The sequence below is a fragment of the Rhodococcus sp. P3_B8 genome (assembly GCF_056402775.1).
Genome location: NZ_JBFUGT010000028.1, coordinates 72,717 through 96,579 on the forward strand (window position 1 = coordinate 72,717; position 23,863 = coordinate 96,579).

Sequence of the window (23,863 nt, forward strand, 5' to 3'; positions counted from 1 at the left end):
GCCATGACCAAGTGGACAGCTTCGGACATCGTCGATCAGAGCGGCCGCACGTTCGTCGTCACGGGCGCCAACAGTGGTCTGGGGGAGGTGGCCGCGCGGGCCCTGGGCAAGGCGGGGGCGCACGTCGTGCTGGCCTGCCGTAACACCCACAAGGGGGAGGTCGTCGCACGGTCGATCGGTGACAACGCCGAGGTGCGCCGCCTCGATCTGTCCGCCCTCGCCTCGGTGCGCGAGTTCGCCGCCGGCGTCGAGTCCGTCGACGTGCTCGTGAACAACGCCGGCGTGATGGCGGTTCCGCAGCGCACGACCGCCGACGGATTCGAAATGCAGATCGGCACAAACCATCTCGGGCACTTCGCGTTGACCGGCCTGCTGCTCGACAAGATCACCGATCGGGTCGCCACGATGTCGAGTGCGGCACATCAGGCGGGAACGGTTCACCTCGACGACCTCAACTGGGAACGCCGCAAGTACAACCGCTGGAGCGCCTACGGGCAGTCGAAACTCGCGAATCTGCTGTTCACGTACGAATTGCAGCGCAGGCTGTCCGCGGCGGGGTCACCCGTCAAAGCGGTGGCCGCGCACCCCGGTTACGCATCGACCAATCTGCAGGCCCACACCGAGTCGGTGCAGGACAAGCTGATGGCCGTCGGCAACCGGATCTTCGCGCAGTCGGCGGAGATGGGGGCGCTGCCGATGCTGTACGCGGCAACGGCATCCGACGTGATCGGTGGCAGCTACATCGGGCCGGACGGCCTGTTCGAGCAGCGTGGCCATCCGAAGGTGGTGGGCTCCAACAAGAAGTCGCGGGACGAGCACACCGCGCGGGCGCTGTGGGCGCTGTCGGAGGACCTGACGGGCGTCGAGTTCACGTTCGGGTGACGCGACGCCCGTCAGGGTTGCTCAGTCTTCGGTGACCTCGAGGGTGACGTCGATGTTGCCGCGGGTGGCGTTGGAGTAGGGGCACACCTGGTGTGCCTTCTCGGTCAACTCGAGCGCCTCGGCGCGGGGCAGGTGGGGCAGGGAAACCTCGAGAGTGACGGCGAGACCGAATCCGCCGCTGTCCGTCGGGCCGATGCCGACGCGGGCGCCGACGGCCGAGTCGGCGACGTTCGCCTTCGCCTGACGGCCGACCAACTGGAGCGCGGAGTGGAAGCAGGCCGCGTATCCGGCGGCGAACAGCTGCTCGGGGTTGGTGCCGTCGCCGGACCCGCCCATCTCGGTGGGGATCGCGAGGTTCAGGTCGAGCTTGCCGTCGGACGTGCGAGCGTGGCCGTTGCGGCCTTCTCCGGTCGCGAGGGCTTCGGCGGTGTAGACGATCTTCATGGTTACTTCTCTCCTGTAGGGGTGGTGAAGCTGTGAAGTGACTCGGTGAGCCGCGACAGGGTGTCCCGGAGGGCGACGAGTTCGTCGATCTCCATTCCCGTCGAGTCGGCGAGTTCGGCGGGGATGCCCTCCGCGGCGGCGCGGAGGGCCGCACCCTTCTCGGTGAGATGGATCCCGACCCGGCGCTCGTCGGCCGAGGAGCGCCGGCGTTCGACCAGGCCCAGGGTTTCGAGCCGCTTGAGCAGTGGAGACAGCGTGCCGGTGTCGAGGTCGAGGGCGTCGCAGATCTCACGTACTCCGCGGCCGTCCCGTTCCCAGAGCACCAACAGCACGAGGTACTGCGGGTAGGTCACTCCCAGCGAGTCGAGCATCGACCGGTATCTCGCCGTCATGGCCCGGGAAGCCGAGTACAGGGCGAAGCACACCTGGCGGTCGAGGGTGAGGTTGTCGGTCACCACTGAATAGTTGCACACAACTAGGTTGTGCACAACCAAGAACTGGAATCGGTGATTGCGCTTACACTGTTGGCCAGTGACACGGGGTGCTGCCCGGCGACGAGCCGGACGGCTGAGAACAGACCCGTCGAACCTGAACTGGGTAATGCCGGCGAAGGGATGTCGCGGAGACGCCCGTATGCGCTCATCCGATGTCTCGTCGCCGACCGAACGGAAGGTGACAGCATGCAGCTCGACAAGCAGATCGTCCTGGTGACCGGCGGTGGGCGGGGCCTCGGCGCCGCCATCGTGCGGTCGTTCGCGGCGCAGAACGCGCGGGTGATCGTGAACTACCGGAACAGCCGGGACGCGGCCGAAGAACTCGCGGCCTCCCTGGGCGCGGACCGTGCGGTCGCGCTCCGGGCCGACGTCACCGATGCCGGACAGGTGGCCGCCCTGTTCTCCGCGGCGGCGGAGCACTTCGGCTCCCCGGTGACCACGGTGATCAACAACGCGCTCGCCGACTTCTCCTTCAACGGCGACGCACGCGACAAGGCGGACGTCATCACGTGGGAGTCCTTCGACTCGCAGCTGCGTGGCAGCGTGAAGGCGACGCTGCACACGACGCAGGCCGCGCTGCCGGGCATGCGTTCGCTCGGGTTCGGCCGGATCGTGAACATCGGCACCAACCTGTTCCAGAACCCCGTCGTCCCGTACCACGACTACACGGCCGCCAAGGCCGCCGCGCTGTCGCTGACCCGCACCCTCGCCGCCGACCTCGGTCCCGACGGCATCACCGTCAACATGGTCTCGGGCGGGCTGCTCCGCACCACCGACGCGAGCGCCGCCACTCCCGACGAGGTATTCGACCTCATCGCGGCGAGCACCCCGCTGCAGCGCGTCACCACCCCGGACGAATTCGCCGACGCGGTGCTGTTCTTCGCGTCCCCGTGGTCGCGGTCGGTGACCGGCCAGAACCTCGTCGTCGACGGCGGACTGGTCAAGGACTGACATGACCGACGTCCGGCAACTGCACTTCAACGCATTCCTCTACAGCTGCGGGCACCACGGCGCCGCGTGGCGGCACCCCTCGTCCCAGGTGGAGCGACTCTGCGACATCGCCTACTACGAGGAGTTGGCGCAGACCGCGGAGCGGGGCTGCCTCGACGCGGTGTTCTTCGCGGACGGGCATTCGGTGCGCGACCCCGCGTCCGGAGGCATGTGGTTCCTGGAACCGCTCACCGCGCTGTCCGCGATGGCGCGGGCGACGGAGCGGGTCGGACTGGTGACGACGGTGTCCACCACGTTCTACACACCGTTCCACGCCGCCCGGATGCTGGCGTCGCTCGACCACATCAGCGGCGGCCGCGCCGGCTGGAACGTGGTGACGTCGATGTTCGACGCCGAAGCGCGCAACCACGGGCTCGAGGAGATGCCGCCGCACGACGAACGCTATTCGCGTGCCGCAGAATTCGTCGACGTGGCACTCGCCCTGTGGGATTCGTGGGCGCCCGACGCGCTCGTGCTCGACCGGGACGGCATCTTCGCGGACCCGGCCAAGGTGAAGCCGGTCGAGCATCGGGGAAAGCATTTCCTCGTGGACGGTCCGCTGAACGTGCCGCACTCGCCGCAGGGTCGTCCCGTGCTGTTCCAGGCGGGCGCGTCCGATCAGGGCCGCGACCTGGCCGCCCGGTGCGCCGAGGGCATCTACGCCGTCGCCTACGACCTCACGGCCGCGCAGAGCTACTACGACGACGTGAAGCGGCGCATCCGCGCGGCGGGCCGCGACGCCGACGCGGTGACCGTGATGCCCGGTCTCGTGACCTATGTCGGTTCGACCACCGAGGAGGCCCGGCGGAAGAAGGCGGAACTCGACGCGCTCCTGCCCGTCGAACAGTCTCTGGCGCAGTTGTCGATGTTCGTCCAGCAGGACTGCAGTGTCTGGGAACTGGACGCTCCCGTTCCCGCGCTGCCGCCGCTGTCGGAGTTCACCGGGCCGCAGGGCCGGTACGACACGATCCTGCGGATCATCGAGAAGGACCGTCCCACCGTGCGGTCGCTGCTGGGCACGTTGGCGGCCGGCGGTGGCCACTGCACCATGATCGGAACCCCGGAATCGATCGCCGACGAGATCGAAACGTGGTTCCGCCGCGGCGGGGCCGACGGCTTCAACCTGATGCCGCCGCTCTACCCGAACGGCCTCGCAGACTTCGTCGACGAGGTGATCCCCGTCCTGCAGAAGCGTGGGCTGTTCCGCGCGGAGTATGAGACAGAGACTCTGCGCGACCATCTCCGGGGGCGCCCGTAGTTGCCACCACAAAGAACACAACCTTCTCTAAGTACGCAACAGTGACTGTGAGCGTCCCTCCCCCCGACACTGGCTGTTATCGCGATCACACCACGACGCGAGTTCGGACGAGGAGTGGCAATGCTGGTAGCACTCGGCTTTCTGATGGTGGCCGTGTTCATGTTCTTGATCATGTCCAAACGGGCCACTCCCGTGGTCGGGTTGATCGCCGTCCCAGTCGCATTCGGGATCGCGGCCGGAGCGGGCCTCGGCATCGGCGACATGATCACCGACGGAATCAAGGCGCTGGCACCGACGGCCGCGTTGCTGTTCTTCGCGATCATCTTCTTCGGAATCATGATCGACGTCGGCCTGTTCGACCCGCTGGTGAAACTCATCCTCCGGCTCGTCCGCAACGACCCCATGCGGCTCGTCGTCGGCACCGCGGTGCTCGCGATGGTGGTGTCGCTGGACGGTGACGGATCCACGACATTCATCATTGTGACGTCCGCGCTGTTGCCGCTGTACATGAAGCTGAAGGTCAGCCCCGTGGTCCTCACGGTGGTCGCCGGCCTGGCGAACGGCGCGATGAACATCGTCCCCTGGGGCGGACCGACGGTCCGAGCCGCCGCTGCGCTGGGTATCTCGCCGTCGGACGTGTTCGTCCCGATGATCCCGTCACTGGTGGTCGGACTGCTCGTCGTGCTGCTGTTCGCCGTGCAACTGGGCTACAGCGAACGCCGCCGCATCGGCACGCTCGAACTCACCGACGAGCGCCTCCTCGTCTCCGCGGGCTCCGGCCTCCGGCGGTCCGCGACCGGCTCCGGCTCCGGTGGCAACGGTGACGCACCCCGAACCGGTGGCGGCTCCGGCGACGCCGGATCGGACGACGGCCAGGGCTTCGTCGACGGTCTCGACCCCGAGCGGCCCACGCTGCGCCCGAAGCTGCTGTGGTTCAACGCGCTCGTGACCGTGGCGCTCCTCGTCGTGCTCGTGATGGACGTACTGCCGATTCCGGTCCTGTTCATGGTGGCCGCATCGATCGCGCTGACGGTGAACTTCCCGCGGGTCAAGGAACAGCAGGAAGCGATCACCCGCCACTCGTCGAGCATCGTCTCCGTGGTCGCGATGGTGTTCGCCGCGGCCGTGCTCACCGGCGTATTCCAGGGCACCGGAATGGTCGAGGCCATGGCGCAGTGGCTGCTCGAAATCATCCCGGCCTCGCTCGGACCGCACCTGGCCGTCATCACGGGCATCCTGAGCCTGCCGTTCACGTTCTTCATGAGCAACGACGCCTTCTACTTCGGCATCATGCCCGTGCTCGCCGAGACGGCGGCCACGTACGGCATCGAGCCGGTCGAGATGGCCCGCGCATCCATCACCGGCCAGACGTTCCACATGCAGAGCCCGCTCGTCCCGGCCATCCTCCTGCTCGTGACCCTGGCGGGTGTCCCGCTGGCGGACCATCACAAGAAGGTGCTGTGGCGCGCGGCGCTGGTGTCGCTGTCGATGCTGGTGATCGGTGTGGTCCTCGGACAGATCCCCTGGTGACCTAGTCCTCGGTGTCGGTGGCGGGCCCCTCAGGGGTCGCGCCGCCTTCGCCGCTCCAGTCGGCGCCCGAACTCTTGTCGTCCTCGGCCGGATCGGACACCACGTCCTTGTCCGCGCCCGGGGCGCCGCTGTCGGTGGTCGTGGTCTTCGGTCCGGATGCATCCTTCGGTGTCATGTCCGACGGATACCCCGACAGCGGGGTGCTCCAATCAGGCGGACCCGGGTCAGCAGTTCGAAAACTCCGTCGGGGATTGGCAGGTGAACAATACTTCGACGTAGTGTTCCCCGGGTTATCGACGATGAAGGAGTGGAACTGTGGCGCGCAAAGTTGTTGTCGAACGCATCGACGACATCGACGGAACTCCGATCAAGAACGGTAAGGGGGAGACCATTCCGTTCTCTGTCGACGGCGTCGACTACGAGATCGATCTGAAGGTCAAGAACGCCAGGGAATTCCACAAGACTCTCGACTACTACATCGAGCATGCAACGCGGGTCGGTGGAAGGAAGCGTCGGTCGACTCCTGCAGTGGCACCGTCGCAGGGGCGTAGCCAGGCGAAGGAAATTCGAGAATGGGCGACGTCGCAGGGCTACGAGTTGTCCACGCGTGGACGTATTCCTGCCGAGATCGAGGAAGCGTACAACGCCGCTCACTGAGTCCACGATGCCGCGGGTGGTCGCCTGGTCCGTCGTCAGTACCGGCGCGCTGCGTGAAATGACATGGAGCTCATCGCTACTCGCGTGACCGGGCGTCCCGGAGCGGGTGCGTGGACGACCATGCCGTTTCCCGCGTAGATCGCCGCGTGCCCGCCCCMGTAGAAGAGGACGACGTCGCCGGGCTGCAGGTCGCACTCGTCCACGGCGGTCCCGTGTCGGAGTTGCTCGTAGGTGGTGCGCGGAACCGATATGCCGGCCTGTTTGTATGCCCATTGAACGAGGCCGGAGCTGTCGAAGGCGCGGTGGTCACCGGCGCCGCGGGTGCACGGGATTCCGATTCTGGACGCGGCGGCGTGCAGTGCATGGCGTCCCGGCCGTACCGGAGGCGGGCGGAACGTGTGAACCAGGTGATATCCGTGGTTCCCGGTGTGTGGGTTCATGCCGTCGTTGCTCCAGTGCACTCGGTGGTGTCGCGTCGTGGGGGACGCCCGTCTACAGAGTGGTCCCGGTGCGGTCCGGACGCATCGGCCGAACTACCCGGGTACGTGCCTGTCTTCTCTGCCTCTGCCGCCCGGACTCGACGGCTGCCGGGTAAACCATTCGATCTGGTCGGTTTGGTACTCGCGAGTAGTGCACACCGCTCGTAACGTCGAGGAGTAATTGTCAGGTCAAAGGGAGTGGTCCGCTACATCCCGTGGACTGGGATGAAGGAGCGGACGATGACGATCCGAGAATCGGCGAACTGTGCTTTCGGTGTCGCACGCTTGGCGTTCGATGCGGGAGCTGCCCTCCTGTCCGTTGCCGTGGCGGTACCCGTTGCCTTCGCCGCGGGCGAGGCGCGATCGATGGCACACGCGGCACGGGGCGACATCACGCCGGCCACCGGGCCGTCGGACAGCGAGCATGTGCACGACCTGGGAACCGTCGTCGAACTGATCTAGCCGGCGACCCGCTCGTCACCCGGTGCCGGAGTGAGCTCCGGTCATCAGGGCGGCGAGGTCGTCCGGTTCGAGGAACGACGGGGGCGGCGGCGGCCCCCAGGCGTACAGACCTTGCAGGCCGTGCAGCACTTCCGGGCTCCAGAGTTCGTCCTTGGGGACGGTGTCCATGTCGGAGTAGTACTCGGAGAAGTTCCCCGCCGGGTCCTTGAGGTACCAGAAGAAGTTCGCACCGGCGTAGTGCCGTCCGAGACCCCAGATGTGGCGTTCGGGGTTGTTCTCCAGCATCGTGTGGGCGCCGCGGCCGACCTCGTCGATGTCGTCGACCTGCCAGCTGGTGTGATGCATGAAGCTCACCGGTGCGGCCATGACGAGGACGTTGTGGTGCTCGACGGAGCAGCGCAGGAACGCGGCCTTGTCACCCATGTAGTCGCTGACCTTGAATCCGAGACCGTCGGTGAAGAACTTCATCGTCGTCTGGAGGTCGGTGGACCCGAGCACCGCGTGCCCGAGTTTGCGGGGGCGCACCGGCTCGGTGCGGGTGAGGAACGGGGCCCGTCCCCAGCGGTCGATGCGCCCGGGCCCGTTGTAGGGGGTGGCCGCGACGGCGGGTTCGATGACGATCCGGGACCGGACCTGCACCCGCACCCGGGTGCCGGTGACCGGTTCCACGGCACTGACGGACGTGCCGTCCTGACGGGTCGCGACACCGAGCCCGGCCAGCCGCGCACTGATGGAGGCGATGTCGTCGGGGTCGTCGGCGGCGACCGTCAACTCGACCAGTCGACGCGCGGGCGCGTGGACGATCTCGAGTTGTTCGCCGCCGTTGCGGGTGGCGAACACCCCGCCTTCGCGGTGTTCGAGTCCGAATTCGACGTAGTAGGAGATGGTCTCGTCGACGTTGGGGACGCCGAGGGTGACCTTGCCCAGTCCGTGCAGTGCCATGATCGCGTCCTCTACTTCGCGCCGGGATCGGCGACGAAACACTGATGAAGTGTGCCGATGCCGTCGATCCAGCTGTCGAGCTTGTCACCGGCCTGCAGGAACCGCTGCGGATCGCGGCCGACGCCGACACCGGCCGGGGTGCCGGTGAAGATCACATCCCCGGGGTAGAGGGTGACGGTGCGGGAGAGGGCGGCGACCAGCTTCGAGACCGGGAAGATCAGGTCGCGGGTGCGGCCCTTCTGCACTTGTTCGCCGTCGACGGTGCAGCCGAGTTCGAGGTCGTCGGGGTCGGCGAACTCGTCCGGGGTCACCAGCCACGGACCTTGCGGGGAGAACCCGGCGAAGGACTTGCCGAGACCGAATTGCGGTGCGGGACCGCGTAGCTGGGAGACGCGTTCGGAGATGTCCTGTCCGGCGGTGAGACCGGCGATGTGGGACCAGGCGTCGGCCTCGTCGATGTTGCTTGTTTCGCGGCCGATGACAACGACGAGTTCGATCTCCCAGTCGACGTTGCCGCCGGCGGGAATCACGACGTCGGTGTCGGGGCCGGTGAAGCTGGACGCGTACTTGGTGAACACGGGCGGCAGGTGCGTGGGGGAGTCGAAGCCGGATTCGGCGGCGTGCGCGTGGTAGTTCAGCCCGACCGCGAACACCTGGCGGGGAGCCGGCGACGGTGCCCGGAGAAGGGACCGGTCGATCGGGACGCTGTTCCCCGTCAGCGCGTGGGTGTCCTGTTCCGCCACCCATCCGGTGATGTCGTCCCAAGCCTGGTAGACGGCGGGTAGTTCGGGGCCGAACCGGTCGCGGGAGGCGTGGGCGAGGTCGACGGCTCGTTCGGAACCCTCGTCTCCGAAGACGAGAGCGGCACGGTTGTCGATGTTGGCGATACGCATGAAAGTGGTTCTCCTGGAGCGTTGTCTGTGGTGTGGTCAGAGGTCTGCGTTGACGGTGGCGGGCGTGGGCCTCGTATCGGAAGGGCCGGGGGTTACCTGCCTCGGTCCTCGCGGGGACGGCAGGGCCACGAAGGCGACGGCGCACAGCACCGTCAGCGCGGCGACGAGGTAGAGGACTGCGGTGTAGCTTCCTGTTCGGTCCACCACGGCACCGACCCACAGGGGCGCGATGCCGCCGCCGAGGACGAACGCCATGTAGGGGCCTGCATAAGCTTTTCCGAAGGCGGCGAGCCCGAAGTAGCGGGACGTGAAGTAGCCCACCATATCCAGCTCGGCGCCGAGCATGCACCCCAGCGTGAAGGCCAGGACGGGGGCGAACCCGACTCCGCCGACCGCGAACAGCACGACGCCGGTGGCACACAGCACGCAGAGCGAGGCCGCGACCGCGGTCGGCCGGAGGACGTCGATGAGCAGTCCGATCACCAGTCGGCTCAGGATGACCGCGAGTCCCATGATCGATGCGATCGATGCCGCACCGCCGACACTCATCCCGTACTGCCGAAGCATCGGGACCAGGTAGGGGATGAGGCCGGTGAAGGCGACCGACATCAGGCCGAATGTGAGGACCAACCGCCAGTAGAGGGGGTTCCGGCGGATGGTGGCGAAGTCGTCACCGTCGTCGGCCGCCAGTCCGGGCGTGCCCAGCGTGCTTACGCTTCGGGGTGCGACCTTCAGGAGGAAGAGGGTGGGGAGGGTTCCGGCGAGCGCGATGCAGGCCAACGTGAGGTAGCCGAGCCGCCATCCTTCGAGTTCGATGACGCGGCCGATGGCGACCGGAATGATGGCGCCGGAGAGTCCCATCCCCATCATCGTGATGCCGAGCGCGAGGCCCCTGGCGCGGTCGAACCAGCTGCTCACCGCCCGGGTGAAGGCAATCGGTCCGGAACTTGCACCGAAGAATCCGATCAACGCCATCGCTGTCATGTAGGCCGGCACCGAGTGCACGACCGTTCCCAGTGCGGCGAATCCGGTTGCCAGGCACAGTGCTCCGGCAATCGTCGGGGCCTTCACTCCGAACTTGTCGACGGCGTAGCCGACGACGGGGGCGGCGAGCGCCATCCCGAAGGTCAGCAAGGTGATGGACAGCCCGTACATCGCAGCGCTGAGGCCGATCTCCCTTCCGAGATCGCTGGTGAACAGACCCGCCGAGTAGATGGCGAGCCCGGATACCCCAGTGCCGACACCCACGGCGGCCGCTGACAGAGTCGGCCACCCGCGCCGGAATTCGTCCCCGCGTGACATGGTCAATGCCTTGCTCCTTTGTTGCGGTGGTGATGACCATCACTGTTCCTGTTCTCGGGTTATCCGGGAAGCGGCAGTTCGTGATGGTGGGAATTCGTGCGGCGAATACACCCTGTTCGGGCGGGGTATGCGCCCACGAGTGCTAGCGGCCGGCGCGTCTTCCCAGAATCCGTCGTTGCGATGCCGCCGCCGCTTTCACGAGAGCGGACGGATCACACCCGAGCACGACTCCGCCGCGCTTGACGAATCGGCCGCCGATGAGCACCGAATCGACATTGCCCTCGTGGGCGGCGAGAACCACCGATGCCACCGGATCGAGTACGGGCACCAGGTTCAGGTCCGTTGCACGCACCAGGACGATATCGGCCTGCTTGCCGGGAGTGAGCGAGCCGATCCGGTCGTCGAGTCCGATCGCTCTCGCCCCCTCGATGGTGGCGAATGCCAGCACATCTTGCAGGAACAGCTGCGCACGGTCGGCCGCGACGGAGCTGTGCCCGCCGCCCATCCACGAACGGTGATAGCCGAAGAGCATTCGCATCTGCGTGAACATGTCTCCGCTGCATTTGGTCTCGGTATCCCCGCTGAGGCTCGGTCGTACACCCGCGGCGAGCATCCGGTCGAGCGGGATGTCGCCGATGCCTTGCGAGTTGAGTTCGCAGTGCACGCCGATCGACACGGTGGCACCGGCATCGGCGATCATCGCGAGTTCGGCGTCGGAGGAGCGGCAACAGTGCACGAACGTCAGGTCGTCGGCGAGGAGGCCCGCCTCGTCGTACTGGGCCACGGCGTGGACCGGTTCGTTGTGCGGGTACGCACCGGCATGCACCGACGTGCGGATGCCCAGGTCGCGCGCGAGGGCGAGGTCGGCCTGCCACACGCCGGGCGCCGCCATCTCGGGGCCCCTGGCCGCCATGGCCAACGTCACGAGTCCGCCCGGGTCGGAGAAGTGCTGCTTCTGCAGCCGTTCGATGTCGGCCGGGTGGGTGAGCATGCTGTTCTCGGTCCACCGGCCGTTGCCCTGCAGTGGCCATCCGTGGCCGAAGACGGCACGGATACCCGCCTCGCGCAGACCGGTGACCGCAGCGTCGGAATGCTCGGGTGAATTCTGGATGTGGGACCAATCGAAGAGGGTGGTCGTCCCGGCGCTCGACGCCGACACCGCGCCGAGGAGGTTTCCGATCCTGACGTCCTCGGGCTCGTACGCCGCTCCGATTCCCCTGAGCATTTCGTCGAAGTACTGGAGGGGATCGAGTTCGGCGTATCCGTGCCGCATGACGCTCTGCCAGGTATGGCGGTGAGTGTCGACGAATCCGGGAAGCGCGATCATTCCGTCGACGTCGACGACCTCGACGTCCGGCTCGACGTCGATCCGTGTGTCGATTCCTGCGATCAGATCGTCGCTGATCAAGATGTCGGCTCGGTCGAAGTTTCCGATGGCCGGATCGACGCTGACGACCGTTGCGCCCCGGAGCAGGGTGCGGCGTGGTGTGGCATGACTCGGGTCCATGAGTGTCCTGTTCGGAGAGAGGCAGAGTGTCTGCCTCAGTCTCATTTTCCCGCGGTTATTTGGGAACGCCGGGTTGCCTATAGTTTGTATCCATGAGCTCGATACAGCGGATCTCCGGCCATCGCGCCAAGCTGGACCTCAACCTCATCGTGTCTCTGGACGCGCTTCTGCGCGAGCGAAGCGTGAGCCGCGCGGCGATCGAAGTCGGTCTGAGTCAGCCGGCAATGAGTGCGGCGCTCGCGCGGCTTCGGAGGTACTTCGGCGACCCGCTACTGGCCCGGGTCGGCAACTCGTATCAGCTCACGCCGCTCGCCCGCAGCCTGGTCGAGCGCACGACGGTGGCGATCTCGGCGGTCGATCGAGTGCTCGACGCCGAGCCGGGTATCGAGATCGAACGGTCCAGCCGCGAGTTCACCCTGATCATGTCCGACTACATGCTCGCCGCCGTCGGGGACACGATCACCCGCGATCTGCTGGCGCAGGCTCCGCACCTGCGCATCAACTTCGTCCAGTTGCGACCGGAGATCGTCGACCGTGCATCGGACAGCCTCCGTACCGCTGATGCCCTGGTCGTACCCCGCGGCTTCGTCAGCGACCTGCCCTCGGTCGACCTCTTCTCCGACCGGTGGGTCTGTGTGGTGGCCGAGGACAACGAGCACATCGGGGACGCCGTACGGCTGGACCAGCTCACCGAATACCCGTGGGCTGTGTTTCAGACGCACCCCCACGCCGCGACGACACCGTTGCATCAGGTCCGGGCGCAGGGGGTCGAACCGTATGTGCAGGTTGTCGGCGAAAATTATCTGGCTCTGCCGTATTTCGTCGCCCACACCGATCGGATCGCGCTTCTGCCGGAGCGATTGGCGGCCCGGATGAGCGGCGGAATGGGAATTCGGTCGGTCGACTTCCCCTTGAATCTCGCCCCACTGAACCATGCCCTGTGGTGGCATCCGATGTACAACGCGGATCCCGAACACCGCTGGCTCCGAGCGCAACTCGTCAAGTCTCTGGAGTGAGTGCCGAACCCGGCGCGGGAGGGTCGTCTCGGGTACGCGCGAGACGACCCTCCCGGCACTTCAGTCGACGGCGAGGCACCGCTTGATCGCCAGCTGAGCATCTTCGCGCGCGGGGGCGTCGGCGCTGGCCCACGCGATGTATCCGTCGGGCCTGACCAGGAGGCTCGTGACCTCACCCAGCCCGGGGGGTGCGAGAACGATGTGGCCGGTGTGTGCGCGTACCGGCGCGCCCTGCAGTGCGAGGTCCGCGTAGGTGCCCGCCCCGGTGGCGTCGATGAGGACGAGTGCAGAATCGCGCAGCATTTCACCCATCCTGATCGGACCGGTCGCGGTGACGAGATCCAGGTCGGGGCAGCGGTATCCGACCATCGGATGGTGGTGTGACTCAGCAGGGTAGGGGAAGGACAGCCCGTTGAGTTCGAGCCCGATTCGGCGATTGACCTCCGGAATGGGCAACAGGTCGCGTTCGAACATCCGCTTGAATTCCACCCCCTCCGGTGTGAAGTCGAACTGGATCGAACACTGTGCCGCGACACTTCTCAGCAGCGCCTCGGCCACCGGGCGGCGTTCGGCCTCATAGGTTTCCAGGAGTGCCGGTCCCGCGTGTTCGTTGATCACCGCGGCGAGCTTCCACCCGAGGTTGAACGCATCCTGGATGCAGAAGTTCATCCCGACGCCGCTGGCAGGGTAGTGGATGCGCGCCGATTCACCGACGAGGAACACTCGGCCCTGCTGGAATTTCGTTGCGATTCTGAGCGAATCGGTGAAACGGGATGCCCACACCAGATCGTCGAACGGCAGGTCCTTCTCGAGGACATCGGTGAGGCATCGGCGAACCTCGTCGGCCGTGACCGGCTCCGCCGCAGGGGCGTGCCTGCGCTCGGCGTGCACGATGTTGAACCGGGTGATGGATTCGTTCTCGCCGAACGGAAACGAGGTGACCCACCCCTTGTCGTTGTCGATCATCCGCCGCGCTTCGGGCCAGGGCCGGTCCATCCTCAGGTCTGCCACGATTCCGGTGAATGTCGGCCCGTGGCCTTCGAAATCGAGACCGAGTTGCGATCGCACGATACTTCGCCCACCGTCGGCGCCGACCAGGTAGTCGGCTGACAGGCTCACGGGTCCGTCCTCGGCCGTCGCGGTCACGGTCACGGCGGTGGACTGCTGGACGACGGATTCGACGGTCACGCCGTGCCTGACGACGACTCCGAGACGGAGGGCTTCCTCGAGCAGCAGTTCCTCGGTGTGGTTCTGGGGAAGAACCAGCCGAAACCCGAACCTCGATTCGAGGTGGCGCCATTCGACGGGTTGCATCCCGGCCCAGATATGAACGGGAATCAGCGGATTGGAGCGAATCGTCGCGGCCCTGTCGATGAACTTCTGCGCAAGGCCCCGAGAATCGAGGAGCTCGAGAACTCTCGGCAGAACGGTCCCGGCTCGCGACTGTACCGGCTGCGTTCGACGTTCGAGGACGACGACGTCGACTCCGGCCCGGGCCAGTTCGGTCGCGACCGTCAGACCCGACGGTCCGCCGCCGACGACTATTACTCGAGCGGTCATTTCGAATCAATCTCCTTGTTGTACGGCATCGTGGGACGTGAGGTCGTGGGGCAGGACCGGTCCAGGTGTTCGTGCAGGAACGCGGCGACTTCGGCAATCGTGGTGTCCGTGTCGAACGCGGGGTCCTCGTGATTGGCACCTTCGAGAAGGCGCAGGCGCACCGTCTCCCCGCGGCGTCGAAGTTCCTGTGCCATCCGCCGGCTCTGCTGCACCGACGTGACCGAGTCGCGTGTTCCATGGAGCAGAAAGACCGGCACGTGGATGTCGTGCGCGTTCGCAAATGGGCTGATGGCGGCGAGGTCGCGATCGCTCACAGTCGACTCCTCGACTCCCAGCAATCGGGCCCTCAGGTAGCGAGACGGCGGCGGTGCGGGGACCCCTGGCGGCCAGTCCTGCTCGAGGATCTCACGCGGTATCGGCGAGCCGGCGTCCGGACGGTCGAGGTCGCCCCGTGCGGTGAGGTCGTAACAGCCGAAGTAGCCGACAGCGGCCTGCACGGCCGGACCGGGCAGATCGTGCGGTGTCCGTGAAACCGCCGGAGTGGCGGTGGCCAGAAGCGCGAGATGGGCACCTGCCGATGCTCCCCAGAGCGCGACCCGAGTCGCGTCGACACCGAAGCCTTGCCCGGGACCTTTCAGCCACGCGAGCGCGGTCGCGATGTCGATGATCTGGGCGGGGAGAGGAGCGGCGGTGGAGGGGCGGTAGTCGATGCTCGCGACGGCAAATCCGTGCCGCGCGAGCCGTTCCGCCCGCGCAGCATGACTCTTGCGAGAGCCGATCATCCAACCACCGCCGTGCAGGTAGAGGACGACGGCGGGGGCGGCAACGTCGATCGGCAGAGTCAGATCCAGGCGGAGGATGTGCCCCCCGGGACGCCCGAATTCGATGTCGGGACAGGATTGGATCTCGTAACGGGCGGGCTGCCCGACCGGGGTTCTCACGTTGACGTCACCTCTTCGCCTGGTCGCGGGTCCACTCGGCGATGTGGCCCGTGGCTCAAGGGTGGCGGATCAGGGAGTATTCGGGAATCGGCAGTTCGATATGGCGGGAATCCACCGGGCGAATAGCTTCAGGTCGGGGTGTGATTCGATGCTGGCGGAGGGCCACAGCGCCGGGCGCGGCATACTCTGACTCGTCACCGCGCCTCCCCGCGCCGAAATCGTTGAAAGATGGTACTTACATGGCAGATTCACGGATCGCGTCCCTGACACCCGCCGAGCTGGACGTCGAGCAGAAGGCGTTGTACGACAGCATCGTGACGGGGCCGCGGGCTCAGGGGCCTCAGCTGTTCGCGCTTCAGGATGACCACGGCAGGCTCAACGGGCCGTTCGGGTTGATGCTGCATGTGCCCGGGCTCGGCTCTGCGTTGCAAGAACTCGGAAGTGCGGTGCGCTATCGGACGGCGATGACCGCCCGGATCAGAGAAATCGCGATACTCGCTGTCGCGGCCGCAACGGAAAGCCAATTCGAACGTTACGCCCACGAACGGGTCGGACACGCCATCGGACTGAGCGACGAAGAGATGACGGCACTTCGGGGTGGCGACTTCGGTTCCGAAGACGCCACCGAACAGGCCGCGTACGACGTGTGCCGTCATCTGCTCGGGGGCGCCAACACCCTCGGAGACGAGGAATTCCGCCGATTCGAAGCCCGCCTCGGTCACTCGGCGCTGCTCGAACTCGTGGTGCTCGTGGGCTATTACCGGACCCTGTCTCAGATGATGAACGTCTTCGACGTCGGGGCACCTGCGGGTCTCGAAGCCGAGTAGAACACCGCAGCATCTGTTTCAGCGTCGGCGGGAACGGCGCAGCCGGAGCCGGCTGTAGGTGACGGCCGCGAGCACGCAACTGATGAGCACCAGCATGGCGATGCTGAGCAGCCACCACGATGCGGCATGCTGCCAGAGCGTATCGGGCTCGGTGCCCGTGGCGTTCGTGCGCAGGTCCACCGTCGAGGCGGCGGCCGCGAACCCCCAGCGGGACGGGAAGAGCCACGACACCTGTTCGAGCACGGCGCGTCCGGTGATCGTGATCAGTCCTCCGCACATCACCAACTGCACCATGATCGTGACCACCAGCATCGGCATCACCTGCTCGTTCGAGCGGGCCACCGACGACAACGCCAATCCGACCAGGACGCAGGAGCAGGTGGTGACGGCGATGTCCACGATCAATTCGACGGAGCCGGAGGGGATCGCACTGCCCCGGCCCGGAAAACCCTTGCCCACGAAGACGATCACCACCATGATCACCGACTGCACGATCGCGGCGGCGCAGAATACGACGATCTTCGCCGTCAGGTAGGCGGACGGGAGCAGGCCGGCGGCACGTTCGCGGTGATAGATCATGCGCTCTCCGACCAGATCGCGGATGGTCAGTGAGCAACCCATGAAGGCGGCGCCGAGGATCAGCACGACCAGGATCTGGGTGAGTTCGCCGGATTCGTCGAGGCCCGACGGGCCGAATCCGGTGTCGCCGGGCACGAGCACGGCCAGGCCGCCGAGCACGAACGGGAGAAGGGACAAGAAGATCAGGTACCCACGGTCGGCGCGGATCAGCCGCGCCTGGCGGCGGACGACGGTGCTCAGCTGCTTACGCCGCGACGTGTGCGCGGGACTGCCGAGAGGTCCGGGTGGGCTCGGTGGTGGCACCTCGACGGCGGGGCGGGTGGCGCGGTACTCGGCGAACACCCCGTCGGGGTCGGCCGCGACACGGGAGAAGATGTCGGCCCAATCGGTGCTGCCCAGCGCGGCCCCGACCCGGTCCGGCGGGCCCACGTAGGCGGTCTTGCCGCCCGGTGCGAGGAGCAGGACCTGATCGCACATCTCGAGATACGACAGCGAATGCGTGACGATGACGATGACGCGGCCAGAATCGGCGAGGCGGCGCAACGTCGCCATGATCTGCCGGTCGAGCGCAGGGTCGAGACCCGAGGTCGGTTCGTCGAGGATCAGCAGGGACGGGCCGGTGAGCAACTCCATTGCGACGGACGCGCGTTTGCGTTGTCCGCCGGACAACCGGTCGACCCTCGTGTCGGCGTGTTCGGACAGCTGCAGTTCCTCGAGGACCGTCGCTATCACCTCCTCGCGGTCGGCCCGGGTGGTGTCCGGCGGCAGCCTCAGCTCGGCGGCGTAGCCGAGCGCCTGCCGGATGGTCAGCTGCCGGTGCACGACGTCGTCCTGGGGGACCATCCCGATGCGGGAGCGGAGCACCTGGTATTCGGCGTGCACGCTGCGTCCCTCGAACTCGACCACACCTTCCGTGGGGCGTTCCGAACCGGAGATGATGGTGGCCACCGTGGTCTTTCCCGCGCCGGAGGGGCCGATCACCGCGGTGAGACTCCCCGGCTGGGCCGTGAACGTGACGTCCTCGAGCAGCCGCCGCCCGCCCTCGATGGTGAGCCCGACGCCGTCCACCCGCAGCCCGCCTGCGGTCGGAGCCACCGCCTGCCGTGGAACCAGCCGGCCGTCCTTCACACTGAGGTCGGTGTTCCCGATCGTGACGACGTCGCCGTCGGTCAGCTGCGCGCGCGACACCCGGGCGCCGCCGACGAACGTGCCGTTGACGCTCCCCAGGTCGTCGATCTCGAGGCCGGACGGCACGTTGTGGACGATCGCGTGATGGCGTGAGGCCAGCACGTCCCGGACGACGATGTCGTTGTCGGGTGACCGTCCCACCGTGAGTGATCCCGTCGGGACCGCCTCGTGCGGTGTCGGGGGTGGGGCGCTCGAGGCCCCCACCTCGATCGTCGACTCGTCCCATCGGCCGCCCACATCCTGTCGCGTCGCGTCGGGATCCTCGACCGAGATCCGCACGACCGGCCCCTCGACCGCGTCGCCCAGCCGGACGAGGACGGCGTTCGTGACGGGAATCTTTTCTCTGCGCTCGCCGTCGACGAAGATCCCGTTCTTGCTGTCGGAGTCGACGAGCTGCCATCCCTCGTCCCACGTCAGCCGTGCATGCTCGCGCGACACCACGGGATCGACGATCGTGATCTCCAATTGCGGATCCCGGCCGATGCGGACGGCCTTGCCCGCGCGGTAGCTCGCCCGGCCGTGTTCGGTCTCGACCACGACCCGCGGGTGCGCTGTGTTCGCCCGGTCGTCCATCGCCACGGCCTCCGGTCAGCGTCATCGGGCGTAGAGCGTCGACTCCATCAATGGTCGCATGCACGCCCCGGGATTCGTCGGCATAACGCTCACTCTCGGTACCCCCGGGGCCAGGATGTGAGGAACACTGAGCGGGGTGAGTACGTCCCTGGCGAATCCCGGTGTCGGACTGGCTGTGCTGTGCACCGTGATGGTCGTGTGCGCGGCGGTGGTCTACCGCTTCACCCACCTCGGTAGCCCACTGGTCGTGCCCGGTGCGGCGATTCGAGGTGCCGCCCAGCTCGCCGCGGTGTCCCTGATCCTGGCCGCGGCTCTCGCGCATCTGTGGTCGTCGATCCTCGTGCTCGTCGTGATGTTCGCGGCGGCGGTGGGAACGTCCGCTCGCCGTGCGAAAGCCGGGCGGTCCGCCGGGTGGCTGGCGCTGCCTCTCGCCGCGGGTGTCGGCATCGTGTTGCCGTTGATGCTGGTCAGCCAGGTGGTGCCGCTCGAAGGTGTCGCTCTCGTTCCCGTCGGCGGAATCGTGCTCGGTGGGGCGATGACGGCCACCTCACTCGCCGCGCGACGCGCGCTCGATGCGGTCGAACAACGGTGGGGTGAGGTGGAGGCGGGGCTCAGTCTCGGGCTCGACGTCCGTGATGCCCGCATGGAAGTGGTCCGGTCTGCCGCCTCGGACGCGTTGCTCCCAGGACTCGATCAGACCCGGACCGTCGGGCTGGTCACCCTGCCGGGGGCGTTCGTCGGGGTGCTGCTGGCAAGCGGTTCCGCCGTTCAGGCCGGGGCGGTCCAGATCCTCGTCCTGGTCGGGCTGCTGCTCGCGCAGACGTGTGCGGTGGCCGTCACGATCGAACTGGTGGCCCGGGAAGCGGTTCACCGGCCGAGACTCCACACCGCGCGGACATGAAGGATCCGGGTCTGGCCCGAACGCCGGTCAAGTGCATCGTCGGTCACGCATACTGGTCGTGGTCGGTCCCTGCTGACGAGGCGGTGTCTTGTGGTGCATCCCGAGGTATTGGTGGTCGGAGCTGGTCCGGTCGGGCTGACGGCGGCGATCGAACTGCGCAGGCGAGGCGTCGCCTGCCGCATCATCGATCCCCTGCTCGAGCCACCGCAGTACGCGAAGGCGGTGGGGATCCAACCGCGCAGCCTCGAGGTGTTCGAGAGCATGGGTGTGCTGCGGCACATCCTGGACGCGGCGATCCAGATGCGCGGGCAGATCGTGTACGTCAACGGCGACGAGGTGGCCCGCCTGGAATTGTCGCTACCGGCCGACGTCCCGTTCGAATTCATCGGGCTGCCGCAGTACGAGACCGAACGCATCCTCACCGAATACCTGGCCACGTTCGGCACCACGATCGAACGAGGAACGAGACTGACGGCGTTCGAACAGGACGACGACGGCGTCGTCGCCACGGTCACCGGCGCGGACGGCGACGAAACCGTCCGAACCCAGTACCTTTTCGGCTGCGACGGCGCCCACAGCGTGGTCCGCAAGGGACTCGGCCTCACCTTCGAGGGCGGTGCGTTCCTCGAGCAGTACATGCTCGGCGACGTCGAAGTCGACTGGTCGATGCCCCGCGGCTACGGGATCCGGTCGATGCATCAGACGGACGGCGAGACCGACGACCTGCTCGTGTGCATCCCGCTGCCCGGGCGCCGCCGCTACCGGATGTCGATGCTGGTGCCCAGCGACCTCGCCGGCACCGGCACCCCCGCGGCCGACAAGATCGCGCACGGTTTCGAGGCGGGACCGAAACCGGAGCTGAGCCACATCCAGGCCGTGCTCGACCGCCTGTCACCCGAGCCGACGCGGGCGTCGAACCTCCGCTGGTCGTCCATCTTCCGGATCAGCCACCGCATCGTCGACTCGTACGGGCGCGGGCGGGTGTTCGTCGCGGGCGACGCCGCCCACATTCATCCGCCGACCGGCGCGCAGGGTATGAACACCGGCATCCAGGACGCGCACAACCTGGCGTGGAAGGTCGCGCTGGCCGTGTCCGGCGCCGCGGCCCCCGACCTGCTGGACAGTTACGACGCCGAACGGCGACCCATCGGGGAGGAGGTGGTGGGACGCACCGTGCGCAGCGCCCGGGAGGGGATCGGGGCGGGGTCGTCGGATCCCGACTACGTGATCCGACGCGAGGCCCAACTCCTCATCAGCTACGCGGACAGTCCGATCGTCGCCCAACCGGAGTCGAATGCGGCGCTCGCGCCCGGCAGCCGGGCGCCGGACGCCCGCGGGCTGACCCGTGCCGCGGTCGCGTTTCCCCTCCGGCTGTTCACTCTCCTCGCGGGACGGAACCACACGTTGCTGCTGTACGCCGACGAATCGGTCGACGCGCGCGGGCTGGAACTGCTCGAGGCCGCGGCGACGTCGGTGGGCGCGGCGACCCGGGGACTCGTCGACACGTACCTCGTCGCGTCGCCTTCCGCCGAGGTCGGGGAAACGGTGCTTCCCCTCGTCCGAGACCGTGACGGCGAGTTCGCGCACGCGTACGGCGCGGAGGGTTCCGCCGCGTTCGTCGTCCGCCCGGACGGCTATCTGGGGTTCCGGCAGAGTCCGGTCGCGGTCGACGGTCTCACCGAGTACCTGAAGTCGACTTTCCGCTGAGCTCGGGAGTGGTGGGCAGGCCGCGCCGGATGTCACCCGGCGCGGGCTTGCCGAGCGGCGCCCCGACGCGGGTGGCCGAATCGAGCAGCCACGGCACACTCGTGACCATCACGCCGGACGTGAACAGCAACCTGCCCTTGAGGCGCAGCGCATTCTGGTTGTGCAGCAGGTGTTCCCACCAGCGACCGACCACGTACTCGGGGATGAAGATGGTGACGACGCCGTCCGGAATCCGTTTCCGGACGGATTTCACGTACCCCACGATGGGCCGGGTGACTTCACGGTAGGGCGATTCGAGGACTTTCAGCGGCACCGGAATTTCATACTTCTCCCACTCCCGCTGCAGTTTTCCGGTGTTGTCGCCCAGCACGGTGACGGCTTCCAGGGTCGTCGGATGGGTGGCGCGGGCGTAGGCCAGGGCCCGGGCGGTGGGTTTGTTGAGCACGGACACCAGCACGATGGTGTGCACCTGGGAGGGGAGGGTGAAGCTGTCCTCGTCGACGACGAGGAGGGCCGCGATCCGGTCGTAGTGCCGCCGCACCCCGCGCATCAGGAAGAACAGGATCGGCATGGCGATCACCACGAGGTAGGCGCCCTGGGTGAACTTCGTGATCGTGACGATGATCAGGACAGTGCCGGTGAGGACGGCGCCGGTGCCGTTGAGGGCCCGCCGGCCGTGGATTCGACGACGTTCTCGGGCGTCGGATTCGGTTGTCAGCACACGGTTCCAGTGCCGGACCATGCCCGCCTGGCTGAGGGTGAACGACGTGAACACGCCGAGGATGTACAGCTGGATGAGGTGGGTGACGGACGCGTCGAACAGGACGATCAATCCGCCCGCCGTCACGGCGAGGAGCACGATGCCGTTGCTGAACGCCAACCGGTCGCCGCGGGTGTTCAGCTGGACCGGGAGGTAGCGGTCACGGCCGAGCACCGAGGCGAGCAGCGGGAAACCGTTGTAGGCGGTGTTCGCGGCGAGCACGAGGATCAGCACGGTCGCGGCCTGGACATAGAAGAAGCCGATGTTGGTGGTGCCGCCGAACACGGCCGCCGAGATCTGGGCGATGACGGTGCGCTGCGGATCGGTCTCGCAGTTTCCGGCGAACCCGATCAGATCGCACGGGTTCACCGCGACGTGCACCTTGGCGACGATGGCCAGCGCGGTGATTCCCGCGAACATCACGATGGCCGTCGCGGCCATCGCCATGAGTGTCTTCGCGGCGTTGGCGCTCTTGGGTTTACGGAACGCAGGCACCCCGTTGGAGATCGCCTCGACACCCGTCAGCGCGGTACATCCGGAGGAGAACGCGCGCAGCGCGAAGAACACGAGGGCCAGACCGGTCAGCCCGGACAGTTCCGGTTCGATGGTGTACCCGGCGCTTTCGGCGACGGGTGTCGAACCGGCCGCGACGCGGACGAACCCCGTCACGATCAGGATCATCACCCCGGCGATGAACCCGTACGTCGGGAAGGCGAACATGGTCCCCGATTCGCGGATCCCGCGCAGGTTCATCACCGTCAGCAACACGACGAACGCCACGGCCAGCGCCACCCGGTGCGTGTTCAGCGCGGGCACGGCGGAGATGAGATTGTCGACGCCCGCCGACACCGACACCGCCACCGTCATGACGTAGTCGATGAGCAGTGCCGACGCCACCGTCAGACCCGCGGACGGACCGAGGTTCTTCGTCGCCACCTCGTACGAGCCGCCTCCGCTGGGGTAGGCGTACACCACCTGGCGGTACGACAGGGCGACCACGGCGAGAAGCACCACGACCCCGGCCGCCAGATACGGCGTCAGGTAGAAATAGGCGAGACCGCCCAGGGACAGGATCAGCAGGATCTCCTGCGTCGCGTATGCCACGGACGACAGAGGGTCGGAGGCGAAGATCGGCAGCGCCAGACGCTTGGTCAGCAACTGCTCCCCGAGGTCGTCACTGCGCAGCGGGCGTCCCAGAGCCAGCCGCCGGACCGCTCGAACGAGAGCCACCACCAGTTCAGCGTAGAACCAGGCGCTTCGCGCCCGTGCGCCTTTCCGGTTGTTCCCGCTACCGAAAAGGCGCACGGGTGCGGAGCGCCTGGTGCACCGTGGGATTGCTCCGGCTCGGCGCGTGGCGAACAGGCGGCGCCGCACGCGTTTCGGGAGGCCGGCCTGTCCGCGATGGTCGGCCGAGATGTCGGCGACGCCGCGACCGTGATCGACCGCACCGACCGGGACGAAGCGACGGGCGTGATTGCACTGTCCGAGACGGTGCGGGCCGCTCATGCGCTGGCGGACGATCTGGCGGTCGCGATGGCGGACCTGCCGGGCCGGCGACCGCTGGTGGTCGGCGGCGACTGCAGCATTCTGCTCGGGATCTTCCCGCGCTGCGCAGGCACCTGGGTTCGGCGGGACTGTGGTTCGTCGACGGGCATCCGGATTATCTCGACGGACGGTCCTCGGACACGGGCGAGACGGCGGACATGGAGCTCGCGGTGCGGTGACGTACCCCCAGCCGGGAGGCCTCGACTGGGATCAACTCGCCGACGTCGTCGCGCCACTGGCGCGGTCACCTCGACTCGTGGGGGTCAGCGTCGCCGACTTCCGCCCCGATCTCGATCCCACCGGCGACCAGGCGACCCGAGTGCTCGACTTTCTCGGACGCACCCTGCCGTGAGCGGGAAGATCCGGGTTCCTGTCGTCGTTGGACTGGGTCGGCACCTGCCGCGGGCCTTTGTGATCGAGCTCACA

At 67.2% G+C, this 23,863-nt stretch carries 23 protein-coding genes and 1 riboswitch; of the genes, 11 read left to right on the forward strand and 12 right to left on the reverse strand.

What is annotated here, in order from left to right; all coding sequences use genetic code 11:
- Window positions 1–3 precede the first annotated feature (3 nt).
- Window positions 4–882, forward strand: coding sequence for an oxidoreductase (locus AC1D1G_RS13595; RefSeq protein WP_477952487.1), 879 nt, complete (start codon window positions 4–6; stop codon window positions 880–882).
- A gap of 21 nt (window positions 883–903) precedes the next feature.
- Here AC1D1G_RS13595 and AC1D1G_RS13600 read toward each other — a convergent pair whose 3' ends face one another.
- Together AC1D1G_RS13600 and AC1D1G_RS13605 are read right to left on the reverse strand one after the other, a co-directional pair.
- Window positions 904–1,326: an organic hydroperoxide resistance protein gene (locus AC1D1G_RS13600; RefSeq protein WP_005255157.1), complete on the reverse strand. Its 423-nt coding sequence runs from the start codon at window positions 1,324–1,326 to the stop codon at window positions 904–906.
- A 2-nt stretch (window positions 1,327–1,328) separates the two neighbouring features.
- Complete coding sequence (locus tag AC1D1G_RS13605; protein WP_007301081.1) at window positions 1,329–1,781, reverse strand: MarR family winged helix-turn-helix transcriptional regulator; 453 nt, start codon at window positions 1,779–1,781, stop codon at window positions 1,329–1,331.
- Between the two features lie 72 nt (window positions 1,782–1,853).
- Window positions 1,854–1,958: riboswitch (TPP riboswitch) on the forward strand.
- Between the two features lie 48 nt (window positions 1,959–2,006).
- Between AC1D1G_RS13605 and AC1D1G_RS13610 the strand changes: the two genes are divergently transcribed.
- The 3 genes from AC1D1G_RS13610 to AC1D1G_RS13620 all read left to right on the forward strand — a co-directional run bounded on the left by AC1D1G_RS13610 (window position 2,007) and on the right by AC1D1G_RS13620 (window position 5,598).
- A complete protein-coding gene (locus AC1D1G_RS13610; RefSeq protein ID WP_317570988.1) occupies window positions 2,007–2,771 on the forward strand; it encodes a 3-oxoacyl-ACP reductase in 765 nt (254 codons plus the stop codon).
- A gap of 1 nt (window position 2,772) precedes the next feature.
- Window positions 2,773–4,068: an LLM class flavin-dependent oxidoreductase gene (locus AC1D1G_RS13615; RefSeq protein ID WP_477952489.1), complete on the forward strand. Its 1,296-nt coding sequence runs from the start codon at window positions 2,773–2,775 to the stop codon at window positions 4,066–4,068.
- A 120-nt stretch (window positions 4,069–4,188) separates the two neighbouring features.
- A complete protein-coding gene (locus AC1D1G_RS13620; protein ID WP_283354425.1) occupies window positions 4,189–5,598 on the forward strand; it encodes a CitMHS family transporter in 1,410 nt (469 codons plus the stop codon).
- 1 nt (window position 5,599) lies between these two features.
- On the opposite strand, the gene AC1D1G_RS13625 is transcribed toward AC1D1G_RS13620, so the two are convergent.
- Window positions 5,600–5,773, reverse strand: a complete 174-nt coding sequence (locus AC1D1G_RS13625) for a hypothetical protein (protein WP_477952491.1) — start codon at window positions 5,771–5,773, stop codon at window positions 5,600–5,602.
- A 140-nt stretch (window positions 5,774–5,913) separates the two neighbouring features.
- Here AC1D1G_RS13625 and AC1D1G_RS13630 point away from each other — a divergent pair, with 140 nt between their 5' ends.
- Complete coding sequence (locus AC1D1G_RS13630) at window positions 5,914–6,255, forward strand: histone-like nucleoid-structuring protein Lsr2 (protein WP_005255167.1); 342 nt, start codon at window positions 5,914–5,916, stop codon at window positions 6,253–6,255.
- 35 nt (window positions 6,256–6,290) lie between these two features.
- Here the strand turns inward: AC1D1G_RS13630 and AC1D1G_RS13635 are convergent, their stop codons facing one another.
- Entirely contained in the window at window positions 6,291–6,695 is a 405-nt protein-coding gene (locus AC1D1G_RS13635; RefSeq protein WP_477952494.1) for a C40 family peptidase, read from the reverse strand.
- A gap of 279 nt (window positions 6,696–6,974) precedes the next feature.
- Here AC1D1G_RS13635 and AC1D1G_RS13640 point away from each other — a divergent pair, with 279 nt between their 5' ends.
- Window positions 6,975–7,196, forward strand: a complete 222-nt coding sequence (locus tag AC1D1G_RS13640; protein ID WP_105413018.1) for a hypothetical protein — start codon at window positions 6,975–6,977, stop codon at window positions 7,194–7,196.
- A 15-nt stretch (window positions 7,197–7,211) separates the two neighbouring features.
- On the opposite strand, the gene AC1D1G_RS13645 is transcribed toward AC1D1G_RS13640, so the two are convergent.
- The 4 genes from AC1D1G_RS13645 to AC1D1G_RS13660 all read right to left on the reverse strand — a co-directional run bounded on the left by AC1D1G_RS13645 (window position 7,212) and on the right by AC1D1G_RS13660 (window position 11,840).
- The gene (locus tag AC1D1G_RS13645; protein WP_477952496.1) at window positions 7,212–8,138 is read right to left on the reverse strand and encodes a VOC family protein; all 927 of its coding nucleotides are present in this window, start codon (window positions 8,136–8,138) and stop codon (window positions 7,212–7,214) included.
- A gap of 11 nt (window positions 8,139–8,149) precedes the next feature.
- Window positions 8,150–9,031 (reverse strand): fumarylacetoacetate hydrolase family protein, encoded by an 882-nt coding sequence (locus AC1D1G_RS13650; protein ID WP_477952498.1) that lies wholly within the window; start codon window positions 9,029–9,031, stop codon window positions 8,150–8,152.
- A gap of 36 nt (window positions 9,032–9,067) precedes the next feature.
- The gene (locus AC1D1G_RS13655) at window positions 9,068–10,333 is read right to left on the reverse strand and encodes an MFS transporter (protein WP_283330960.1); all 1,266 of its coding nucleotides are present in this window, start codon (window positions 10,331–10,333) and stop codon (window positions 9,068–9,070) included.
- Between the two features lie 142 nt (window positions 10,334–10,475).
- Entirely contained in the window at window positions 10,476–11,840 is a 1,365-nt protein-coding gene (locus AC1D1G_RS13660) for an amidohydrolase family protein (protein WP_283330691.1), read from the reverse strand.
- Between the two features lie 92 nt (window positions 11,841–11,932).
- Between AC1D1G_RS13660 and AC1D1G_RS13665 the strand changes: the two genes are divergently transcribed.
- Complete coding sequence (locus tag AC1D1G_RS13665; RefSeq protein ID WP_280778669.1) at window positions 11,933–12,856, forward strand: LysR family transcriptional regulator; 924 nt, start codon at window positions 11,933–11,935, stop codon at window positions 12,854–12,856.
- Window positions 12,857–12,916: 60 nt separating this feature from the next.
- On the opposite strand, the gene AC1D1G_RS13670 is transcribed toward AC1D1G_RS13665, so the two are convergent.
- Window positions 12,917–14,416 (reverse strand): FAD-dependent oxidoreductase, encoded by a 1,500-nt coding sequence (locus AC1D1G_RS13670; RefSeq protein ID WP_477952500.1) that lies wholly within the window; start codon window positions 14,414–14,416, stop codon window positions 12,917–12,919.
- Window positions 14,413–15,357: an alpha/beta hydrolase gene (locus AC1D1G_RS13675; protein ID WP_477952501.1), complete on the reverse strand. Its 945-nt coding sequence runs from the start codon at window positions 15,355–15,357 to the stop codon at window positions 14,413–14,415. The genes AC1D1G_RS13670 and AC1D1G_RS13675 overlap by 4 nt, the downstream gene beginning before the upstream one ends.
- A 239-nt stretch (window positions 15,358–15,596) precedes the next feature.
- Here AC1D1G_RS13675 and AC1D1G_RS13680 point away from each other — a divergent pair, with 239 nt between their 5' ends.
- Entirely contained in the window at window positions 15,597–16,184 is a 588-nt protein-coding gene (locus AC1D1G_RS13680) for a carboxymuconolactone decarboxylase family protein (RefSeq protein WP_283330694.1), read from the forward strand.
- 18 nt (window positions 16,185–16,202) lie between these two features.
- On the opposite strand, the gene AC1D1G_RS13685 is transcribed toward AC1D1G_RS13680, so the two are convergent.
- Window positions 16,203–18,524 (reverse strand): ATP-binding cassette domain-containing protein, encoded by a 2,322-nt coding sequence (locus AC1D1G_RS13685; protein WP_283330695.1) that lies wholly within the window; start codon window positions 18,522–18,524, stop codon window positions 16,203–16,205.
- Window positions 18,525–18,660: 136 nt separating this feature from the next.
- Here AC1D1G_RS13685 and AC1D1G_RS13690 point away from each other — a divergent pair, with 136 nt between their 5' ends.
- On the forward strand, window positions 18,661–19,425 hold the full coding sequence (locus AC1D1G_RS13690; RefSeq protein ID WP_283330696.1) for an ABC transporter permease: 765 nt from the start codon (window positions 18,661–18,663) through the stop codon (window positions 19,423–19,425).
- A gap of 90 nt (window positions 19,426–19,515) precedes the next feature.
- The gene (locus AC1D1G_RS13695; protein WP_283330697.1) at window positions 19,516–21,132 is read left to right on the forward strand and encodes an FAD-dependent monooxygenase; all 1,617 of its coding nucleotides are present in this window, start codon (window positions 19,516–19,518) and stop codon (window positions 21,130–21,132) included.
- On the opposite strand, the gene AC1D1G_RS13700 is transcribed toward AC1D1G_RS13695, so the two are convergent.
- On the reverse strand, window positions 21,101–23,125 hold the full coding sequence (locus AC1D1G_RS13700) for an APC family permease (protein ID WP_477952503.1): 2,025 nt from the start codon (window positions 23,123–23,125) through the stop codon (window positions 21,101–21,103). The two genes, AC1D1G_RS13695 and AC1D1G_RS13700, sit on opposite strands and share 32 nt — an antisense overlap.
- Before the next feature lie 487 nt (window positions 23,126–23,612).
- On the opposite strand from AC1D1G_RS13700, the gene AC1D1G_RS13705 reads away from it, so the two are divergent.
- Window positions 23,613–23,789 (forward strand): hypothetical protein, encoded by a 177-nt coding sequence (locus AC1D1G_RS13705; protein WP_283330699.1) that lies wholly within the window; start codon window positions 23,613–23,615, stop codon window positions 23,787–23,789.
- The last annotated feature ends 74 nt before the right edge of the window (window positions 23,790–23,863 follow it).

What these genes read in the sequence shown, in the direction of transcription:
- AC1D1G_RS13645 (WP_477952496.1), bottom strand. Translation starts at nt 8,138, where the DNA reads ATGGCACTGCACGGACTGGGCAAGGTCACCCTCGGCGTCCCCAACGTC.
- AC1D1G_RS13665 (WP_280778669.1), top strand. Translation starts at nt 11,933, where the DNA reads ATGAGCTCGATACAGCGGATCTCCGGCCATCGCGCCAAGCTGGACCTC.
- AC1D1G_RS13620 (WP_283354425.1), top strand. Translation starts at nt 4,189, where the DNA reads ATGCTGGTAGCACTCGGCTTTCTGATGGTGGCCGTGTTCATGTTCTTG.
- AC1D1G_RS13625 (WP_477952491.1), bottom strand. Translation starts at nt 5,773, where the DNA reads ATGACACCGAAGGATGCATCCGGACCGAAGACCACGACCACCGACAGC.
- AC1D1G_RS13610 (WP_317570988.1), top strand. Translation starts at nt 2,007, where the DNA reads ATGCAGCTCGACAAGCAGATCGTCCTGGTGACCGGCGGTGGGCGGGGC.
- AC1D1G_RS13600 (WP_005255157.1), bottom strand. Translation starts at nt 1,326, where the DNA reads ATGAAGATCGTCTACACCGCCGAAGCCCTCGCGACCGGAGAAGGCCGC.
- AC1D1G_RS13640 (WP_105413018.1), top strand. Translation starts at nt 6,975, where the DNA reads ATGACGATCCGAGAATCGGCGAACTGTGCTTTCGGTGTCGCACGCTTG.
- AC1D1G_RS13650 (WP_477952498.1), bottom strand. Translation starts at nt 9,031, where the DNA reads ATGCGTATCGCCAACATCGACAACCGTGCCGCTCTCGTCTTCGGAGAC.
- AC1D1G_RS13615 (WP_477952489.1), top strand. Translation starts at nt 2,773, where the DNA reads ATGACCGACGTCCGGCAACTGCACTTCAACGCATTCCTCTACAGCTGC.
- AC1D1G_RS13670 (WP_477952500.1), bottom strand. Translation starts at nt 14,416, where the DNA reads ATGACCGCTCGAGTAATAGTCGTCGGCGGCGGACCGTCGGGTCTGACG.
- AC1D1G_RS13595 (WP_477952487.1), top strand. Translation starts at nt 4, where the DNA reads ATGACCAAGTGGACAGCTTCGGACATCGTCGATCAGAGCGGCCGCACG.
- AC1D1G_RS13660 (WP_283330691.1), bottom strand. Translation starts at nt 11,840, where the DNA reads ATGGACCCGAGTCATGCCACACCACGCCGCACCCTGCTCCGGGGCGCA.
- AC1D1G_RS13685 (WP_283330695.1), bottom strand. Translation starts at nt 18,524, where the DNA reads ATGGACGACCGGGCGAACACAGCGCACCCGCGGGTCGTGGTCGAGACC.
- AC1D1G_RS13680 (WP_283330694.1), top strand. Translation starts at nt 15,597, where the DNA reads ATGGCAGATTCACGGATCGCGTCCCTGACACCCGCCGAGCTGGACGTC.
- AC1D1G_RS13655 (WP_283330960.1), bottom strand. Translation starts at nt 10,333, where the DNA reads ATGTCACGCGGGGACGAATTCCGGCGCGGGTGGCCGACTCTGTCAGCG.